This window comes from Mycobacterium sp. IDUB_36 (assembly GCF_055419225.1).
In genome coordinates, this window is sequence record NZ_JBVAXH010000001.1 from 1,895,105 (window position 1) to 1,912,134 (window position 17,030).

Sequence of the window (17,030 nt, forward strand, 5' to 3'; positions counted from 1 at the left end):
GAGACGTTTCATCCGGTTTATTGGACTTCGGAATCGGCTACTGGCGCTGAGCTTTCGAACCACGGACGACCAGAAATGATACTGACCAGGCGAAAGATGCACCAGCCCTTGATGTTTGATTCGAAACATCACAATTCGGCATCGAAGGCCTTGCAGGCCCTAGGTTTTGCGCCGTCTCAGCGAACGTAAACTTCGCGCCCGGTCGGGTAACCCCCGCCGTGGGTGGTGATGTGCACGTGGTCGTAGTGGCCGTAACCGGATCCACTCGGCCCGCTGGGCGTGTAGTAGGTACCGCGCCAGATGCAGTCCTGCAGATCGAATTTCTTGGCGTTCTTGAGCGCGAACGAGACGATCTCGTTGCCCAGCGCAATACCGGCCGAGCTGGAGGGGTTGGGGATCATCACGTCCAGCGCCAGGCCCTGCGGATGCCACCTGAGTGAGTCCGGGCGCACCCCGCCGATGTTCTTGATCTCCGGGAAGATGGCGCTGATGGTGCGAGCCACCAGAATCGTCTTGACCTGCAACCCGCGTTCCGGGGCGACGTCGGCAACAAGTACCTGCGGAGCGTTCGCTGACGCGACGTGCCATCGCGACGCGCGCGATGCCGAGGCCGATTCGGCGGGGTCGGCGCCGGGCTGCACAGCCGACATCGCCCATGCCGTCGCGGCCGGCGTGGTAGCTGTCAGCTGTACCTGACAGCACGTGGGGGCGTCGCCAGCTACCGGGTCGGCCGTACCGTGGTGCCCCTCGCTGTGGGCGCTGCCGCCCAGGGCAAAGATGAACGCTGCCGGGGCCGCGACCGCAGCCATCACTACCGGCGACTTACGCCGCGTGCTGGCTAACTTGTGACGACTCACGGCAGCAGCTTACGAGCAAATCGCGAAATAGTCACGATCAGATAACGAGACCCCGGTCAAGCGGCCTGCGTCAGATCGGCCAGGTGCTCGACTCGGGCTCGAATCGCAGTGTGGCGCCCGGGGGCAGCGCACGCCGCTCACCAGCCGATATGGCGTCCAGCATCAGCGCGACGTAGCGACGCCACCCATCGCTGCCGGCGTCCATCGTCGGCAGCACGCCGTACAGCATGGCGAGAATCCGCGGCAGGTCGACAGCGGCCAGGTCGTACCGGACGACTCCGGCCCGCTGTCCGCGCTCCACGAGTTCGGTGAGCACCTCGACGAGCGCGTCCAGGACGTCCGAGGTCAGCGAGCCGGCCCGGCGCGCTGCGGTCAGCAGGTTGTGCTCACGCGCACCGAGCGAGATGGCCGCCGTGATGAGTCGGGCCAGACCGTCCAGCGGATCGACCGCGTCGCGGGCCGTCTCGATCGTCGGCGTGAGGTCCTCGGCGATGCACTGGTCCAGCGCGGCGCGGACGAGCTCCCCCTTGGTCGGGAATCTGCGGTAGAGGGTGCGCTCACCCACGCCGGCCCGCCGGGCGATGGCCTCGATCGGCGCATCCGGTCCGAGTTCGCCGTAGACGTCGCGGGCGGCCCGCACGATCCGCTCGGCATTGCGCACAGCATCGGCGCGCAAGGGCCGGTCGGAGACCGCGGTCATGACCTCAGCGTAACTGACAGTTGACTGCCAGTAAGGCAGGTTCTACGCTCGGGACAATTGGCAGCCAACTGACACTTATGAGGACATACCGGTGACGTCGACGACCTCCGATCTACCCGTGGTTCCGCTCCGGCGTGACGCGCGGTGTCCGCTGGCACCGCCCGCCGAGTTCGAGAACTGGCGCGACGAACCGGGGCTGCGCCGTGCCGTGTGGAACGGACAGCCGGTCTGGAGCATCAGTCGCTATCGGGACATTCGCGCGGCGCTGGTTGATCCCCGGTTGTCCGCCCAAACGCTCCCGGAGCTGAGCACACCCTCCGACGACGAGACCGCACCCGTCGTGTTCGCCCGTATCGACGACCCCGAACACCACCGGCTGAGACGAATGATGACCAGCCAGTTCACCTTCCGGCGCTGTGAGGCGATGCGGCCACAGATCCAGGAGTTGGTCGACCACTACCTCGACGCGATGATCGACACCGGACCGCCGGCCGAAATCGTCCGCGACTTCGCACTCCCGGTGCCGTCCCAGGTGATCGCGCTACTGCTAGGTGTTCCACCCGAAGACCTGGACCTGTTCCAGCACAACACCGCAGCCGGACTGGACGTCAACTCGACCGAGGAGCAACGGGTACAGGGTTTCGCCGAGATGTACCTCTACATCCAGGAGTTGGTGGGACGCAAGGAGCGCGATCCCGGTGACGACCTGATCAGCCGGCTGCTGACCGACTACGTCGCGACCGGCCAGCTCACCCGTGACACCGTCGCGATCAACGCCGTGATCATGATGCAGGCCGGCCACGAGACCACCGCCAACATGATCTCGTTGGGAACCGTTGCGCTGCTGGAACATCCGGAGGCGTTCCGGACGCTCGGCCAGACCGACGACGCCGCCGTCGTCACGCGCGCCGTCGAGGAACTGATGCGCTACCTCAGCATCGTGCACGCGCAGGTCGATCGGATCGCGACCGAGGACCTGACCATCGGTGGTCAGGTCATCCGCGCCGGGGACCGGGTGTTGATGAACCTACCCGCCGGCAACTGGGACACCGAGTTCGCCGGATGCCCCGAGAAGCTCGACATCGAGCGCAATGTGCGCGGGCACGTCGCTTTCGGTTACGGCACCCATCAATGCATCGGCGCCAACCTGGCCAGAGTCGAGATGCAGGTTGCCTTCTCGACGCTGGCGCGACGGCTGCCCGGACTACGCCTGGCGGTGCCGCCGGAAGAGCTGAAATTCAAGGATGCCGACATCTACGGCATGAAAGAGCTGCCGGTCACCTGGTGAGTAACGACATGCGGTTCGACGATCGTGTCGCGGTGATCACCGGCGCTGGTGGCGGTTTGGGCTTGCAGTACGCATTGTTACTCGCCTCTCGTGGCGCTCGGGTGGTGGTCAACGACACCGGCGGCTCGGTCACCGGGTCGGGGACCAACCTCGATGCCGCCACCACCGCCGCCGAGGAGATCCGTCGGCACGGCGGCGAGGCGGTGGCCGACACCCACAGCGTGGCCACACCCGAAGGCGGACAGGCGATCATCGACACCGCGGTGGCAACCTGGGGCCGGGTGGACATCGTGATCAACAATGCCGGCATTGTCCGGGACGCACCGTTCGAGGACATGACCGCCGACCGCCTCGACCCGTTGGTGGATGTGCATCTCAAAGGCGCGTTCAACGTGTCTCGGCCGGCCTGGAAAGTGATGCGCGAGCAGGGTTACGGTCGCATCGTGAACACCTGCTCGGCCGCCGGACTGCTCGGCGCCGAACGGATGAGCAATTACGGTGCGGCCAAGACCGGACTGGTCGGACTGACCCGGGTGCTCGCCGCCGAGGGCGCTGAGCGCAACATCAAGGTGAACGCGATCGCCCCGATCGCCTACACGCGAATGCTGGCGCAGTCCATCGAGGCAGCAGGCCAACCCGCCGATGCGGCCGCGAAGGCGGTACTGGATGACCTTGTGGCGCAATACCTTCAGAAGCTCGATCCGGGGCTGGTCGCACCGGTCGCGGCCTTCTTGACGCACCAGGAGTGCCCGGTGTCCGGTGAGATCTACACCGTCGGCGCGGGCCACGTCGCCCGGTTCTTCATCGGCAGGACCAAGGGCTTCTACAGCCAGGCCCTGTCGGTAGAGCAGGTGCGCGACCACCTCGACGACATTCGCGACGAGACCGGCTATTCGGTGCCCGGTGGGCCCGGAGACGAGATGGCCGAGTTGTTCGCCACCATCATGGCGAACCAGTCGGACTGAGGACTACAGGTGGCCGGCCGCGTAGTCGGCTGCCTGCTGCGTCATTCCGTTCGCCGGATACGTAGTGTGCGCAAAGCTCGGTAATCCACCGGGATCGCCGTTGCAGATGGTGTCGCCGTCGGCGCACAAGTCCAGCGTTTTCGGCGCGTACAGCGGGCCGATCGCGACCACCGGGGCTCCGTAATTCTGCAGCCACTGCGGCGACGGCTTGCCGAACAACGTCACCGCGGCCACGTGGTTGGCGACCTCGGCCGGCATCGGCTTGGGCAGAAACGAGCGGTACTCCGCCGGAACTCCGTCAGGCACCGAGGCCGACGTGGTGAATCCCGCCACCACGGCACCCTGCGAGTACCCGCCGAGCACGATGCGGGTCTTCGGGCAGTTCGCCGCGGTGGCCTCGATGTGATTGCTGGCGTCGGCGATCCCGTCGACGACGCTGCGGGCGAACTCGATGCGGTCCGAGAAATTGCTGCTGGCTTCGTAATTGACCGGGTACACCTCGAGCGATTTGGGGCCGATCGCGGTGCGCAACTGGTCGACGAACGGCGTACCGATGCCGCCGACACCGGGCGGCTCGCTGGTGCCGCGGGCGAACACCGCCTCGACGTCCGGACACTGTTGTGCGGCGGCGATCGGCGCAGGCGCACTGAGCAACCCGCCGCCCATCGCCAGGGCTGCGAAGAGGACACGGCCGATCTGGCTGGAGGACATGGTTCCCATTCTTACGTAAAGAACGCGAACGTGCCGCTGAGCACAGGACCGCGTCACGGCGAATCGGGCTACGGACCCTCGTCCAGCTGCGCTTCTTCGGAGCCGTCCAGGACGCTGACCGCGATGCCGTAGGGCAGGAATCGGACCTTACGGCTCGAGTCGGTGTTGTTCTGGTTGGCCCGCAGCGCGGCGAGTTCGCTGGGGTACACCTCCGCGACGCGGGCACCGCCGTCGGCGCTCACGGTGTAGATCACCCACACCCCGTCGCCCGCCTCGCCCGCGGTTTCCGGCCTGGTCCGGGTGCGCCGCGCCAGGTCCTCGAAGACCGACGACCACCCGGCCCGGTCACTGGGCATAGTGAAGAACCGGCCGACGCCCTCGAACGCCTCGCGAAGGCCCTCGGTCGCGTCGCGGATCACATGCTCGAAGTCTTCCGGTTCGAATCCGAACCGACCGTTGTCATCCATCGCAGCCTCCTGGCAGCTCACCGGGCAATACACCCAGTGTGCGCATTACAGACGGCTCGCGCCACGTCTAATAGCCGTAACCGGGTCCCGGGTAGGAATTCTGCGGCATGTACGGATTCGGTTGATACGGATTTTGCTGGTAGGGGCCCTGCGAGTAGGGGTTCTGGGGCTGGTACGGGTTCTGTGGCTGCTGGTTCGCGCCGGCTTGGCCCTCCGGCACCTGGACCGGGATCGGCACCGGCACGAACGGCAGGTTCAGGTACGTCGTCGTCATCGCCGGTGACGACGGGAGGGTCGAGGACGGCGGCGGCGGGGGCGGCGGTGTGCTCGGGGTGGTGCTGCTCGTCGCCTGTGGCGTGGTCGTCGTCGGCTGCGCGACGGTGGTCGTGGCCTGGGCCGTGGTCCGCGGCGGTGGGGGCGGGGGCGGCGGCACGTAGGTCTCGGACGGCGGCGGAGGCGGGGGCAGCTCGCTGGTCGGTGGCGGAGCGACGCTCGACGGCGGCTCGACACTCGACGGCGGTGGCGGTGGGATCGACGACGGGGGCTGCGAGGTCAGGGGCGGCGGCGGCGCTTTGGTGGTACTCGGCAGGGTCGGCGCATGGTCGCTGCTGGTCAGTGTGAACGCAACGCCGCCGATCGCGACCATCGACGTGAGCGCCGCCAGACCCAGGAACAGTTGTGGCAGACGCCGGCCGCGGGCCCGGACCACGTCGGGCGGCTGGTACCTGGGCAACTGCATCAGCTGCGACGGGGTCGCCCGGTTGTCGTCGGGTTCGTAGGGCTCACCGGTGTACGCGACCGGCTCGTCGTCGGAATCGTCGGCTTGTGACCAGGCCAGCTCGGTCAGCCGTTCGGACGGGTCGTCGAACAGCGCGCCGGCGGTGGGGATGTCGAACGTCCCGGTCGACGCACCGAACGCGCCGGTGGACGTTCCCAGTGCACCGGTGGGCGCCAGGAAGGTTCCAGTTGTGGCGAGCCCGCCCGTCGACGCCGCGAAACCGCCGGTCGACGCACCCACCAGCGCCGACATCGTCGTTTCCTCGCGTTCACCGTCGCGCTGCTCGAGCGGCTGACGCGCCGACAGCTTGACCGCGCCTACGGCCGTTGCCAGTTCGGGCTGCTTGGCGGTGATCACCGACGACTTGGTGTGTGACGAAACACGCTGAGCGACAATGGGAATCTTTGCCGTGCCACCGGCCATCGCAACTGCTGCCAGATCTTTGCTACGAATCTTGTTGCAGCGCAACATCTCGTCGAATGCGGCGAACAGCCCGTCGAGCTGGCCCTCGATCATGCTGTCGAACTCTGCCCGGGTGATCTCCATACGGCTGCGACGACCGGGCAGATCGAGAGTCAACTCGGTGGTGTCGTCGACGGAGAGCCGTTCTTTGGCGAGCCGGCACTCGTCGCGCAGGCCGGAGATCTGCCCGATCGCGGCGGTGCTGTCGGGATCGAGTCCGCCGTGACCCACGTTGTCCAGCGCGTGCAACATCAGGGTCTCGTCGAGCAGATCACCGGAGAAGTCTTCATAACGCACGGTGTCGGCGATCGGCGTGAAGTCCGATGCGGCGTCGGCCAAGGTGATGCTGGTACCGGTTCCGCCGAAATCAAGCAGTGCGACAACACCTTTGGATGGCAGTCTGGAATCGGAGTTCAGTGCGGTCAGGGCGGCGACGGAGTCCGGCACGAGGCGCGGCGCGATCCCGCCGTGAACGAAGTCTGCGTGGGTGTTCAACGCGGCCTGCATGCCGCGAAGTGCGTCCGCGCCCCAGTGCGCCGGCACGGCCATCGTGATGTTCGACGTCGCCGCGTCACCGCCGGTCTCGTTGATCAGGGCATCCAGGGCCTCGACGAGCAGCAGCGAAGGGTCGTGGGTCGAACCGTCGGCCGACTTCAGCGTCGCCGAACCGCCGACCCGCTCGACGAAACCGGTCATCAGCGTTCCGGTGTCGACCCAATCCGGATTGTCTTCGGGCACACCGAGTTCCGGCGCGCGGTCCGGGAATACCGTCAGGACGGCGCGACGTGACACGGGCGGATTACCGCTGCGGACCGCAACTAGATTGGTGGTCCCGATCGATAACCCCAACGGGTCATACATAACTCAAATACTTTCGTCGACAGCGTTCGGTGGCCAGCGTCAACGATAACGGCGGGTCGCGCAACGGCCATCGGCCACAACATCATCGGTACCCGGTCGATGCGGTTGCGTCACCGAAGTGAGACAGCCGACGTCTTGACAGATCGTGGCGCGTCAAACCACGGTCAGTGGCAGCGATCGGCGCGGCTGGAATTCGAATGTCGCGCCGCCGCTGACTTTGGCGACCGCAACCTCGGACGATTCCTTGACCACGGTGTCGGTCTCGAACAACTCGGCGGTCCACCCGTCGCTCGAACCGGTGACCCTGACCTCGACTCGCGGGTCGATCGCGGTTGCGATCGCCTGCAACGGCTGGATCGACTTCGGTGAGCACAACGAGATCCAGGCCGCGTCGTCGTGGGCCGGCGACCGGCGAACGGCCAGCTGCTCGCCCACCTCGGCATTCACATAGCCCACCGGATTGAACAGCGGGTGGAGTTCGAAAACCCGTCGGATGCCTTCGATTCCGGCGGGAAGTCCCAGTGCTCGATGGATTCGCTCGGCGCCCAGTCCGGCGACGCCGGTCAGTTGACGAGTGCAGATCGAGTCGGCCTGCTCGATGTTGGACCCCGCGCGGGCCCGCACCGCGATCGCAAAGGACAGGTACAGCAGGTGCATCTGCAGGCAGACTTCGTCGGCCATCCGCACCAGCGCCGAATGCGAGTACGCGGCGAAGTCGAAGTCGGACACCACCGGTCCGGAGTAGTCGGCAAGCCCCTCGTCCGAGCGGTCGATCGCGTCGAGTTCCCAGGTGGCAGCGCGGGTTTCAGCGACGATGTCCAGCGCTGGAATCCCTTCGACCGGCGGGTACGACTCGTCGATGATCACCGTCCAGGCGCAGTGCGGGTGCCGGTCCGACGGCGTCCGGGGCGGCCGGTGGATCGGGCGCACCTGCGCGCGCGCATTGGTCGCCACCGCGGTCGCGTCGAAGGTCGGGTCCTCGATGGTGTGACACATTCCGAAGACGTAGTCGTGACCCATCGGCTCGACGTCGAGCAGCGCACCGCAGTGGTCGAGGTGGAACTCGCCGTTCCAGCGGTCGTGGATGGTGTAGCGGAAGTCCATGAACTGGGGCGGCGCTCCGATGTCGAGCTGCAGGCCCTTGAAGATCGTCGGGACGTCCACCCCTTCGTACTTCAGCGCGCGCTGCATACGCCGCGTGTAGATCGGGCTGGCGCCGGCCCACTCCTCGATGGCGATCTGCACCATCTCGTCGCGCCCGAACTCCTGGATGCACCACGCCATTCCAGAACGGTCGATCATCTGCCCGATCAACAGCAGCTCGGGTAACAGAGTCGCGAGCTGGTCGCGGGTCAGCTGGGCATAGCGGGATCGGCTCACTGCCCAAAAATAGATCCGACTATGTTATAAAGTCAACAATGTCCATCGCCGCAGGCCAGAAGGCCCGAACGCCCGCCAGTCCCACCCGACGGACGAGTGCGCCTCGCAAACGTGGCGATGACACCCGCGCGAAGATCATCGACGAGACCGTCCGCTGCATCGTCGAGGAGGGTTTCGGCGCCGCGACGGCCAAGCATGTCGCCGAACGCGCCGGAGTCACCTGGGGAGTGATCCAGTATCACTTCGGTGACCGCAACGGATTGCTGATGGCCGTCGTCGACGACGGGGTGGCCAGACTGCTGGAGAGCCTCTCGTCGACCGATGTCAGCGCACTGCCGATGCGGGAGCGCATCGAGGTCGTCGTCGACACCGCCTGGAGTTGTTACAGCAGCCCGACGTCGATGGCGGCCTTCGAGATCCTGCGGGCCAACCGCGAAGGCTCGTCGCGGCGGCACCTGCTGAAGATGAACGCCGCGATCAGTCAACTCGGCCGGCTGATCACCGAGAACCCCGCCAACGATGGTGTCGCCGAAGTCATTTGGGCCACGCTGCGCGGGGTGGTACTGGCGCAGATGATCGTCGGTGCACCGGTGGACTGGCAACGGGAACGGCGTGCGCTGATCGAGATGGTCACCCACTATCTGCGCTGAGCGTCAACCGGGGATCTTCGCGACGATCCCGTGCAGGATGTCGAGGGCCTGTTCGGCAACGTCGTAACGGCAGGCCGAGACGTCGACGGCGACGTTGTTGCGCACGGCCAGGGCGCGTTGGCATTGCATGCCGCCGCCGTCCTTCAAGGTCTGCGTCATGGTCATCGCGCCGTCCATGTCCGCGGGGGTGCCGGCCGTCCACAACTGCGGCGTCGGCGGGGCGGGAAACGTCAACGTCAGGGTGCGACCGGAGCAGCTCGCCCATTGCGATTGCTGGTCGGCGAAAAGCTTTTTGGCGGCCTCGGCGTCCGGGAAGCTGATCACCGCCTGGATGACGGCGTAGATGCGCGGGCCTTCGCCGGCGTTCCGCAGAGCCTGCGAACGCACACCGGTCCACCCGGCGTTGGCATAGACCAGGTGCTGCGCAGGCGCCATCACGCCGATGCAGTCTTTCTGCAGCAGCTTCTCGGAGTCGTCGATCACCGAGTCTGCGAACGACTCCTGGACCAGTTCGGCCGCCCCGACCATGCCGGCCACTCGCTCGGGCGACAGCAGCAGGCCTGAGAGCGCGGTGCTGTTCAACGGACCGGTGGGCGCGGCGGCACTGGTGGTGCTGGGCGGCTGGGGCGAGACATCATTGTGCGTACGGGATTTCGCATTCAGCACGGCGACGACAACCACAGCGGCGACAACGGTGACGATCGCGCCGATCACCGCGGCCAACCGCGGGCCTCGCCGTGCCGGCGGCGGTAACGGCGGCGGCCGGTAGAACCCGAGCGGGGCAGTGGCCGAGTACGGTCCGGTCCCCCATGGCGTCGCGCCTTCGGCCGGCGGGGCCAGACGCCATGGCGCCGTCGTCGAGCCCGTGTGCTCGTTGAGGGCGGCGGCGGACGCGTCGGCGAGGGCACGCGCGGAGTTGAACCGCAGCGTCGGGTCTTTCGCCATCGCGGTTGCGATCACCTGGTCCAGTTGCGGCGACAGACCGGGCACCACGTCGGTGACCTTCGGCGGCGGTGCGTGCAGATGCGCCGCCACCACCGCTGCGGACCCGTTCGTGGTCGGATACGGCGCCCGCCCGGTGAGCAACCGAAACAGCGTGCAGGCCAACGAATACAGATCAGCGCGGCCGTCGAAAGGCTGGCCGGCCAGCACCTCGGGCGCCGCGTAGGCGACGGTCGCAGTGACCGATCCGGTGATGGTCAACCCGGCATCGTCCAAAGCACGCGCAATCCCGAAGTCTCCCAACAACACCCGCTCCTCGGGGCCGATCGGCCCGGACAGCAGGAAGTTGGCCGGCTTGATGTCGCGGTGCACCACACCCCGCTGGTGGGCATAGTCGAGAGCCTTGGCGACTTCACCGACGATGTGCACCGCGCGGGCGGGCGTCATGGTGCCGTTCTTCAGCGCGGCATTCGCATCGGTGCCGTCGACATATTGCATCGCGATCCACAGCTGGCCTTCGAACTCACCTCGCTGGTGGATCGACACGATGTTGGGATGATCCAGCGCCGCGGCCACTTCGGCCTCCCGGATGAACCGGGCGCGAAAGTCCGTGTCGCTGGACAACTCGGGGTTGAGGACCTTCAACGCTTCGCTACGCGGCAGATCGGGGTTGCGTGCCAGGTAGACCGTGCCCATTCCGCCGCCGCCCAGCACCCGCTCGATCTGGTATCCGGCGAAGATCGAACCGGGGCTCAACATGGTGGCGTGTGTCCTTTGTTTCGACCCGGGTGCTGACAGCTGGCCGAAGATAGTCTCCGTTGCCCGGAGAATACCCGCAGGCATGTGCTGCAATGACGAGATGAGCTCTCAACGTCACGACGCCTGGCTCGCCGACGTCGCCGCGATCGAACAGACCAAGTACCGGTATCTTCGTGGACTGGACACCAAGCACTGGGACGACTTCGCGGACACGCTCACCGAGGACGTGGTGGGCGACTACGGGTCGTCGATGGGCGAGGAACACCACTTCACCAACCGCGCCGACCTCGTCGAGTACATGCGGTCGCAGCTCGGGCCGAGCGTGATCACCGAGCATCGGGTCACTCATCCCGAGATCGAGGTGAATGGCGACGAAGCCACCGGCACCTGGTACCTGCAGGACCGGGTGATCGTCGCCGAGTTCGACTTCATGCTGATCGGTGCCGGGTTCTATCACGACCGATACCGCCGGACCGCCGACGGCTGGCGGATCAGCGCGACCGGGTACGACCGGACCTACGACGCCACGTTGTCGTTGAAGAACCTGGACTTCAAAGTGACCCCGGGTATCGCGCTCGCGCTGTAAAGCGTTGAGCCCAACGGTTATTGGGTGATCGCCATGACGGCGCCAGGCCGCAACCACTGTATGACCTGGACCAGCTTGGCGTCGTCGATCGCGACACAGCCTTCGGTGGCCCCACCGTCGGTGGTGTGGAAGAAGAACGCCGCGCCCTTGCCGGGCTCCCGGTTCGGATTCACGCCCATCACCACCGCGTGCTTGTACTGCGGGATCTGCAGGTTTTCGCTCGCTCCGGTGTTGAACGGGCACTGTGCCTTGTGACACACCTGCATGGTGTTGAAGGTGGCGCTGCCGTCGTCGCCGTTCCACCAGTGGTTCGAGTCGACCTGAACGTATTTGAGACCGCCGCCGGGGTTGGGCGCGGTGCCGAAAGCGAAGGGGAGGGCGAAGACGCCCGTCGGTGTAGCGGGGTAGCCACTCTTGGCCTGTGGCGCAAAACCCGCCGACCCGATGTGGGTGGGAATGCCCGCCTCGACCGGCTGCCAGCCGGCCGCATTGCGTTGGTAGATGTCCATTTTCGCGTTCGAACCGCCGGTCCCGACAACGGAGATCACCTGGGTGGCGTTGCCTACCGACGGGGCGAACCAAGGTGCACCGACTGCACCCCCCTTCGGAGCTGTCGCCACGGGCACAACCGCTGCACACATCGCAGCGCACAGTAAACCCAGCAGTCGGCGCACGCCCCTATCGTCGGCTCGGCGCGATCGGCAGGTCAAGTCAAGGTTTGGCCTCGATCAGGTCACCGCGGGGCTGCGGCGTCGATCTCGGAACCTGTCGCCGCTGGTGCACCGATATGTTCGTAGGCATTGGCCGCCGCTTCCCCGGGTATAGAAAGCGTTGGATGTCACCGACAGATCGCCACCCACAGCCCGCTGACGACGGCAGCACCACCAAGCTCGCCGCGGCGGGCGGCCTCAGCGCGCCGCCGTTGACGGTCTGGGTCGGATCGGCGATGTACACCTTCCCGGTCGCGCGTGATGTCGTGGTGGGCCGCGACCGCGGCTGCGACATCTGCTTCCGGGACGTCAACCCCGAAGATCTGACCCTGATATCGCGGGTGCACGCGATCCTGCGATTCGACGGCGATCACTGGGTGCTGGTGGACAAGAGCCAGAACGGCATCTACGTCGACGGGTCCCGCTCTCCGGTCATCCCGATCGGGGACCGCGTCAGCGTCGCGCTGGGCAACCCGCGCGGCCCCCAGCTGACCTTCCGCGTCGCGGCACCGGCCGCATCCGCACCGGCCCGTGCCGACAGCCCTGCGACGGAGATGTTCCGGCCGGCACCGCCGCGCAGCCAGCCCCGTCCCCCGGCGGGCCCGCCCTCGACGCGTGCACAGTCCCGACCGGCGCCGCGCCCGCCGGCTTCCCCGCGCCCGCCGGCTTCGCCGCGCCCGCCGGCACCGCCGCCGAGTCGGCCGTCCCCCGTTCGCGGCACGGCGACGATCGGCCGCGCCAAGAGCAACAGCATCGTCGTCGAGGACGCGCTTGCCTCCCGGGTGCACGCCACGTTGGAGTCGACGCCGGCCGGGCTGACGATCCGCGACAACAGCAGCAGCAACGGGACTTTCGTCAACGGCACGCTGATCACCGAGGCGAGGCTGCGTGACGGCGACATCGTCACGATCGGCAATACCGACCTGCTCACGACCGGCAATTCCGTGGTGCCTCAGCGCGCCGCGACCCGCATCAGCGGGCTCACCGCACAGGGACTGGCGCTGACCGTCGACGGTCGCCAGCTTCTCCAAGACGTGTCCTTCACGGCGAAGCCCGGGACGCTCACCGCGGTGATCGGGCCGTCCGGAGCCGGCAAGTCGACGCTGGTCAAGTTGATCGGCGGCGCGACGTCGCCCAGCGCGGGACTGGTGGCGTTCGACGGGCACGACGTGCACGGCGAGTACGCGTCGATGCGCTCGCGGATCGGCATGGTGCCGCAGGACGACGTCGTCCACCGGCAGCTCACCGTCGAACAGGCGTTGAATTTCGCCGCCGAGTTGCGGTTGCCGCCCGACACCACCTCCGATGATCGCCGGGAGGTCGTCGAGCGGGTGCTCGACGAGCTGGAGTTGGCTCCGCACAAGGACACTCGCGTCGACAAGCTGTCTGGCGGGCAACGCAAACGCGCCTCGGTGGCAATGGAATTGCTGACCGGCCCCTCGCTGCTGATCCTCGACGAGCCGACGTCGGGGCTCGACCCAGCCCTGGATCGTCAGGTCATGACGATGTTGCGCCGGCTCGCCGACGCCGGCCGGGTGGTCATCGTCGTCACGCACTCGCTGACCTACGTCGGCATGTGCGACCAGATCCTGCTTCTCGCGCCCGGCGGTAAGACCGCGTTCGCCGATCCGCCCGCCGACATCGGTCCGGTGATGGGCAGTACCGACTGGGCCGACATCTTCGCCCGCGTCAGCACCGATCCCGAGGGCGCGCACCGGGCGTATCTGTCCCGGCATCCGTCGTCCCCGCGCCGACCGTCGCCGACCGCCGGCGCCGTACCGCTCGGCAAGCCACCGCGCACCAGTTCGTGGCGTCAGATCGTGACGTTGGTGCGCCGCCAGACGCGATTGATCACCTCCGACCGCGGCTATTTCGCGTTCCTGGCGATACTCCCGTTCGTGCTCGGCGTGCTGTCGCTGGCGGTGCCCGGCACCACCGGCCTGAGCACCGCGGGGGCGACCGAAGAGCCGATCGACATCCTGATCCTGCTGAACATCGGCGCGGTGTTCCTGGGTACCGCGCTCACCGTGCGCGATCTGGTCAGCGAACGCCTGATCTTCCAGCGCGAACGCGCCGTCGGCCTGTCCGCGTCGGCATACCTCGCCGCCAAGGTCATCGTCTACAGCATTGCGGCGCTGATCGGCGTCGCGGTCATGATCGCCATCATGACCATCGGGAAGGGCACACCGTCGCACGGCGGCGCACTGCTGGGAAACGGTGTGGTGCAAGCGGTTTTGGAGCTCTACCTCGGCCTGGCCCTGACCGCGATCACCTCGGCGATGGTCGGTCTTGCGTTGTCGTCGCTGGCCCGGTCCACCGAGCAGGTGCTGCCGATGCTGGTCGTGACCATCATGGTGTCGATGGTGTTGGCCGGCGGCCTGATTCCGGTGACCGGACGGCTGGTGCTGGATCAGATGGCCTGGTTCGTGCCTGCCCGCTGGGGGTTTGCCGCGTCGGCCTCGACCGTCGACCTGACCGCCGTCGAAGCCGGACTGCCGGTGGACCGGTTGTGGCGTCACACCCCCGGCGCCTGGCTGCAGGATGTCGGGATGCTGGTGATGTGGGGTGTGGTGCTCGCCGGTCTGGTTCGCTACCGGCTGCGGCTGGGCCAGCGGACGCGCTGAGGTGAATTGACGAGTAGCACGCTGGTAGTAGCGTTACAGGCCATGCGCGTCGACACCGCTGACCTGCACTCAGGTGCGTCCGGGTCCCTTCGCGCGAGCGAGCACGCACAGGCAGGCGCCAACCACTTGGCCGGTGCATCGCCGTCCGCAGGAATGTTCGGCGATTTCGCCGACGCCGACGAATTCCACGAAGCCCTCAGCGCTGCGCACGCACAACACGTCCAGTCGTTGCAGAGCCACCACGAAAATCTCAATAACGTTGGCACGCGGGCACATCACGCCGGAAATGCGTTCACAGCGATGGACGAGCGCGGCGCATCGGAGTTGCGAGAACTCTAGTGACGCTCCGTCACAAGCGGCGCCGTGGTTCCACCAGCCAGGAGGCGGCGCGCAGTACCGCATCATCAAGCCCGACGGCAACACTGGTTCAGTGCTGGATCTGTTACGTCAGGGAGTCCTCGGAGAGGTGGAATAGGTGGCCACAGACTTTTCACGCTTGTCGGCAAGCTGGGCGCAGTGGGCACCCGCCGCGGGGCTTCACGATGTGTCGGTGTCGACCGATTGCGCCGACTGCGAAATCCTTTTCCGATCCCGCGATTATTCGACACATCTACGTCATGAGAATGACTGGTGGATAGTCGATACCGTCGACGATCGGGGTCACCGCTCGAATGATCAAGCGAAATTTTCAACGTTGCCGCTGACAGAGAAATACCTGATCTGGGATTGGATCAGCGCAGCAAGACCAAAGCTGGCATCGGGCGCCCTGGGGGCGCAGCTATATCGCCAGGGGTACGCGCCTGGAGTCCACGTCGCGGACCTGGACGGGGCACACATCGAACTCAGCTTGAACGGAGATCAGGCGGTTTTAGTCTCCGGCACGGCGACGATCTTTAGCCACATAGTGTTCATGTCTTTAGATGATTTGGAACTCGCTGCTCGCCAGTGACGGTCGACACCACTCGATTGCGGCGTGCTGGTGACGCTGCGCCGCAACGTTTTTGAGAAGCCGGCGACGATTAATTGTCGTCGTGGAACTAGTTGTTCGTCGGTGGCGGCTGCGGCTGAAACGGATCGTAGAACCACCAGTCGGCGCGCTCGCCGGTGGGCCCGGGGCACGGCGGAACAGCGGGCGGGGCGAGGGTGGGCGGTCGCGCGAGGGATGCCGCGCACAGTTGTCGACCGCAGCTGTCGGTGACGACGAGCTCGTCGGCGGGTCCGGAGATGCTGATGACACCGCGGTGGTGCAGCCGGTGGTGATACGGGCAGACCAGTACCAGGTTGTCCACATCGGTGGGTCCGCCGTCTTCCCAGTGGCGGATGTGGTGGGCGTGCAGACCGCGGGTGGCCCCGCAGCCCGGGACCGCGCAAGTGGGGTGGCGGTGCTCCAGCACGCGCCGAAGCCGCCGGCTGATCACTCGCGTCGTCCGGCCGGCGCCGATGACCTGACCGTCACGCTGGAACCAGACTTCGCAGTTGGCGTCACAGGTCAGATAGGCGCGGTCGGCGTCGGTGAGCAGCGGGCCCAGATGCAGCGCCGATACGGATTGCTCGAGGTCGACGTGCACCACCACCGTGGTGTGCTGCCCATGTGGCCGTAGAGCCGCCTCGGCGTCCCAGCCGGCCCCGACCAGCCGCATGAACGCCTCCACCGTGCTCGGTGGGGGCGGCGCGATGTCTTCGTCGCGCTCGCCATTGCCACGAGCCTGCTTCCACTCGGCGACCAGTGCGTCGCGATGGGACGCCAGTGCCGCCTCGAACTTCGCCGCGTCGTCGTGCGGAAGAGTGATCCGCCAGCAACTGGACTGGTCGCTGGACGTCTTGCTGATCGAGCGCTGCGGTTCGGGCCGAGGATCGGGTTCGGGTCGCGGTTCCAACTTCACCGCCGTGCGCAGCTGATTGACCGTCGCGACCTGCGCCAGCTCGGCGTAATGCTCATCGGAACCATCGCCCGCATGTGCGGCGATCACGCCCACCTGATCCAGGGACAGCCGCCCCTCCCGCATGCCCGCTGCGCACCGGGGAAACTCCTCGAGCCGCCGCGCCACGGTGGCGATCGTGGCGGCATTTCCCGACGTTGAGCCGAGCTTCCAGGCCACCAACGCCGCCACCGACCGCGCTCCGGTAGCACCGCACAACTCGTCGCGTTCCAGCTCGGCGACAATCTCCACGATGCGCCCGTCAACCGCGTTGCGCTGACCGGCCAGCTCCGCCAACTCCTCGAACAACACATCGAGACGCTCAGCGGGGCTGACCGCCGCAGTGGGCCATGCGGTCACGGACATGACTT

Annotated in this window: 17 protein-coding genes; 8 read left to right on the forward strand and 9 right to left on the reverse strand. The window is 66.7% G+C overall.

Annotation, left to right across the window (positions count from 1 at the left end; translation table 11 throughout):
• Positions 1 to 176: 176 nt before the first annotated feature.
• Positions 177 to 857 (reverse strand): hypothetical protein, encoded by a 681-nt coding sequence (locus ACZYW1_RS09265; protein WP_463785155.1) that lies wholly within the window; start codon positions 855 to 857, stop codon positions 177 to 179.
• Positions 858 to 927: 70 nt separating this feature from the next.
• A complete protein-coding gene (locus ACZYW1_RS09270; protein ID WP_463785157.1) occupies positions 928 to 1,557 on the reverse strand; it encodes a TetR/AcrR family transcriptional regulator in 630 nt (209 codons plus the stop codon).
• Positions 1,558 to 1,648: 91 nt separating this feature from the next.
• On the opposite strand from ACZYW1_RS09270, the gene ACZYW1_RS09275 reads away from it, so the two are divergent.
• Together ACZYW1_RS09275 and ACZYW1_RS09280 are read left to right on the forward strand one after the other, a co-directional pair.
• Positions 1,649 to 2,845 carry a cytochrome P450 gene (locus ACZYW1_RS09275; RefSeq protein WP_463785160.1) on the forward strand — a complete coding sequence of 399 codons (1,197 nt, stop codon included), beginning with the start codon at positions 1,649 to 1,651 and terminating at the stop codon, positions 2,843 to 2,845.
• An 8-nt stretch (positions 2,846 to 2,853) separates the two neighbouring features.
• Positions 2,854 to 3,810: an SDR family NAD(P)-dependent oxidoreductase gene (locus ACZYW1_RS09280; protein ID WP_463787764.1), complete on the forward strand. Its 957-nt coding sequence runs from the start codon at positions 2,854 to 2,856 to the stop codon at positions 3,808 to 3,810.
• A 3-nt stretch (positions 3,811 to 3,813) separates the two neighbouring features.
• On the opposite strand, the gene ACZYW1_RS09285 is transcribed toward ACZYW1_RS09280, so the two are convergent.
• From ACZYW1_RS09285 to ACZYW1_RS09300, 4 genes are all read right to left on the reverse strand, one after another.
• Positions 3,814 to 4,521: a cutinase family protein gene (locus ACZYW1_RS09285; protein ID WP_463785162.1), complete on the reverse strand. Its 708-nt coding sequence runs from the start codon at positions 4,519 to 4,521 to the stop codon at positions 3,814 to 3,816.
• Between the two features lie 68 nt (positions 4,522 to 4,589).
• The gene (locus ACZYW1_RS09290) at positions 4,590 to 4,988 is read right to left on the reverse strand and encodes a hypothetical protein (protein WP_463785164.1); all 399 of its coding nucleotides are present in this window, start codon (positions 4,986 to 4,988) and stop codon (positions 4,590 to 4,592) included.
• 67 nt (positions 4,989 to 5,055) lie between these two features.
• Positions 5,056 to 7,020 (reverse strand): Hsp70 family protein, encoded by a 1,965-nt coding sequence (locus tag ACZYW1_RS09295; protein ID WP_463785165.1) that lies wholly within the window; start codon positions 7,018 to 7,020, stop codon positions 5,056 to 5,058.
• 222 nt (positions 7,021 to 7,242) lie between these two features.
• Entirely contained in the window at positions 7,243 to 8,469 is a 1,227-nt protein-coding gene (locus ACZYW1_RS09300) for a hypothetical protein (RefSeq protein ID WP_463785167.1), read from the reverse strand.
• A 38-nt stretch (positions 8,470 to 8,507) separates the two neighbouring features.
• On the opposite strand from ACZYW1_RS09300, the gene ACZYW1_RS09305 reads away from it, so the two are divergent.
• A complete protein-coding gene (locus tag ACZYW1_RS09305; protein WP_463785168.1) occupies positions 8,508 to 9,119 on the forward strand; it encodes a TetR/AcrR family transcriptional regulator in 612 nt (203 codons plus the stop codon).
• 3 nt (positions 9,120 to 9,122) lie between these two features.
• Here the strand turns inward: ACZYW1_RS09305 and ACZYW1_RS09310 are convergent, their stop codons facing one another.
• Positions 9,123 to 10,820, reverse strand: a complete 1,698-nt coding sequence (locus ACZYW1_RS09310; RefSeq protein ID WP_463785171.1) for a serine/threonine-protein kinase PknH/PknJ — start codon at positions 10,818 to 10,820, stop codon at positions 9,123 to 9,125.
• A gap of 82 nt (positions 10,821 to 10,902) precedes the next feature.
• On the opposite strand from ACZYW1_RS09310, the gene ACZYW1_RS09315 reads away from it, so the two are divergent.
• Positions 10,903 to 11,406 carry a nuclear transport factor 2 family protein gene (locus tag ACZYW1_RS09315; RefSeq protein WP_463785173.1) on the forward strand — a complete coding sequence of 168 codons (504 nt, stop codon included), beginning with the start codon at positions 10,903 to 10,905 and terminating at the stop codon, positions 11,404 to 11,406.
• A 17-nt stretch (positions 11,407 to 11,423) separates the two neighbouring features.
• Here the strand turns inward: ACZYW1_RS09315 and ACZYW1_RS09320 are convergent, their stop codons facing one another.
• The gene (locus ACZYW1_RS09320) at positions 11,424 to 12,080 is read right to left on the reverse strand and encodes a L,D-transpeptidase family protein (protein WP_463785175.1); all 657 of its coding nucleotides are present in this window, start codon (positions 12,078 to 12,080) and stop codon (positions 11,424 to 11,426) included.
• A gap of 161 nt (positions 12,081 to 12,241) precedes the next feature.
• Here ACZYW1_RS09320 and ACZYW1_RS09325 point away from each other — a divergent pair, with 161 nt between their 5' ends.
• Genes ACZYW1_RS09325 through ACZYW1_RS09340 form a run of 4 tightly spaced genes read left to right on the forward strand, consistent with a single transcriptional unit; the run spans position 12,242 to position 15,689 of the window.
• Positions 12,242 to 14,740, forward strand: coding sequence for an ATP-binding cassette domain-containing protein (locus ACZYW1_RS09325; RefSeq protein ID WP_463785177.1), 2,499 nt, complete (start codon positions 12,242 to 12,244; stop codon positions 14,738 to 14,740).
• 42 nt (positions 14,741 to 14,782) lie between these two features.
• Complete coding sequence (locus tag ACZYW1_RS09330; protein WP_463785179.1) at positions 14,783 to 15,079, forward strand: DUF2563 family protein; 297 nt, start codon at positions 14,783 to 14,785, stop codon at positions 15,077 to 15,079.
• The gene (locus ACZYW1_RS09335; RefSeq protein WP_463785180.1) at positions 15,027 to 15,215 is read left to right on the forward strand and encodes a glycohydrolase toxin TNT-related protein; all 189 of its coding nucleotides are present in this window, start codon (positions 15,027 to 15,029) and stop codon (positions 15,213 to 15,215) included. Before ACZYW1_RS09330 ends, ACZYW1_RS09335 begins: the two co-directional genes overlap by 53 nt.
• Positions 15,216 to 15,689: a hypothetical protein gene (locus ACZYW1_RS09340; protein ID WP_463785182.1), complete on the forward strand. Its 474-nt coding sequence runs from the start codon at positions 15,216 to 15,218 to the stop codon at positions 15,687 to 15,689.
• Positions 15,690 to 15,777: 88 nt separating this feature from the next.
• Here the strand turns inward: ACZYW1_RS09340 and ACZYW1_RS09345 are convergent, their stop codons facing one another.
• Positions 15,778 to 17,025 (reverse strand): HNH endonuclease signature motif containing protein, encoded by a 1,248-nt coding sequence (locus ACZYW1_RS09345; RefSeq protein WP_463785183.1) that lies wholly within the window; start codon positions 17,023 to 17,025, stop codon positions 15,778 to 15,780.
• Positions 17,026 to 17,030 lie beyond the last annotated feature (5 nt).

Excerpts from the sequence above, each read along its gene's own strand:
- ACZYW1_RS09270 (WP_463785157.1), bottom strand. The coding sequence starts at position 1,557 with ATGACCGCGGTCTCCGACCGGCCCTTGCGCGCCGATGCTGTGCGCAAT.
- ACZYW1_RS09280 (WP_463787764.1), top strand. The coding sequence starts at position 2,854 with ATGCGGTTCGACGATCGTGTCGCGGTGATCACCGGCGCTGGTGGCGGT.
- ACZYW1_RS09285 (WP_463785162.1), bottom strand. The coding sequence starts at position 4,521 with ATGTCCTCCAGCCAGATCGGCCGTGTCCTCTTCGCAGCCCTGGCGATG.
- ACZYW1_RS09290 (WP_463785164.1), bottom strand. The coding sequence starts at position 4,988 with ATGGATGACAACGGTCGGTTCGGATTCGAACCGGAAGACTTCGAGCAT.
- ACZYW1_RS09305 (WP_463785168.1), top strand. The coding sequence starts at position 8,508 with ATGTCCATCGCCGCAGGCCAGAAGGCCCGAACGCCCGCCAGTCCCACC.
- ACZYW1_RS09310 (WP_463785171.1), bottom strand. The coding sequence starts at position 10,820 with ATGTTGAGCCCCGGTTCGATCTTCGCCGGATACCAGATCGAGCGGGTG.
- ACZYW1_RS09315 (WP_463785173.1), top strand. The coding sequence starts at position 10,903 with ATGTGCTGCAATGACGAGATGAGCTCTCAACGTCACGACGCCTGGCTC.
- ACZYW1_RS09325 (WP_463785177.1), top strand. The coding sequence starts at position 12,242 with ATGTCACCGACAGATCGCCACCCACAGCCCGCTGACGACGGCAGCACC.
- ACZYW1_RS09330 (WP_463785179.1), top strand. The coding sequence starts at position 14,783 with ATGCGCGTCGACACCGCTGACCTGCACTCAGGTGCGTCCGGGTCCCTT.
- ACZYW1_RS09335 (WP_463785180.1), top strand. The coding sequence starts at position 15,027 with ATGCGTTCACAGCGATGGACGAGCGCGGCGCATCGGAGTTGCGAGAAC.
- ACZYW1_RS09345 (WP_463785183.1), bottom strand. The coding sequence starts at position 17,025 with ATGTCCGTGACCGCATGGCCCACTGCGGCGGTCAGCCCCGCTGAGCGT.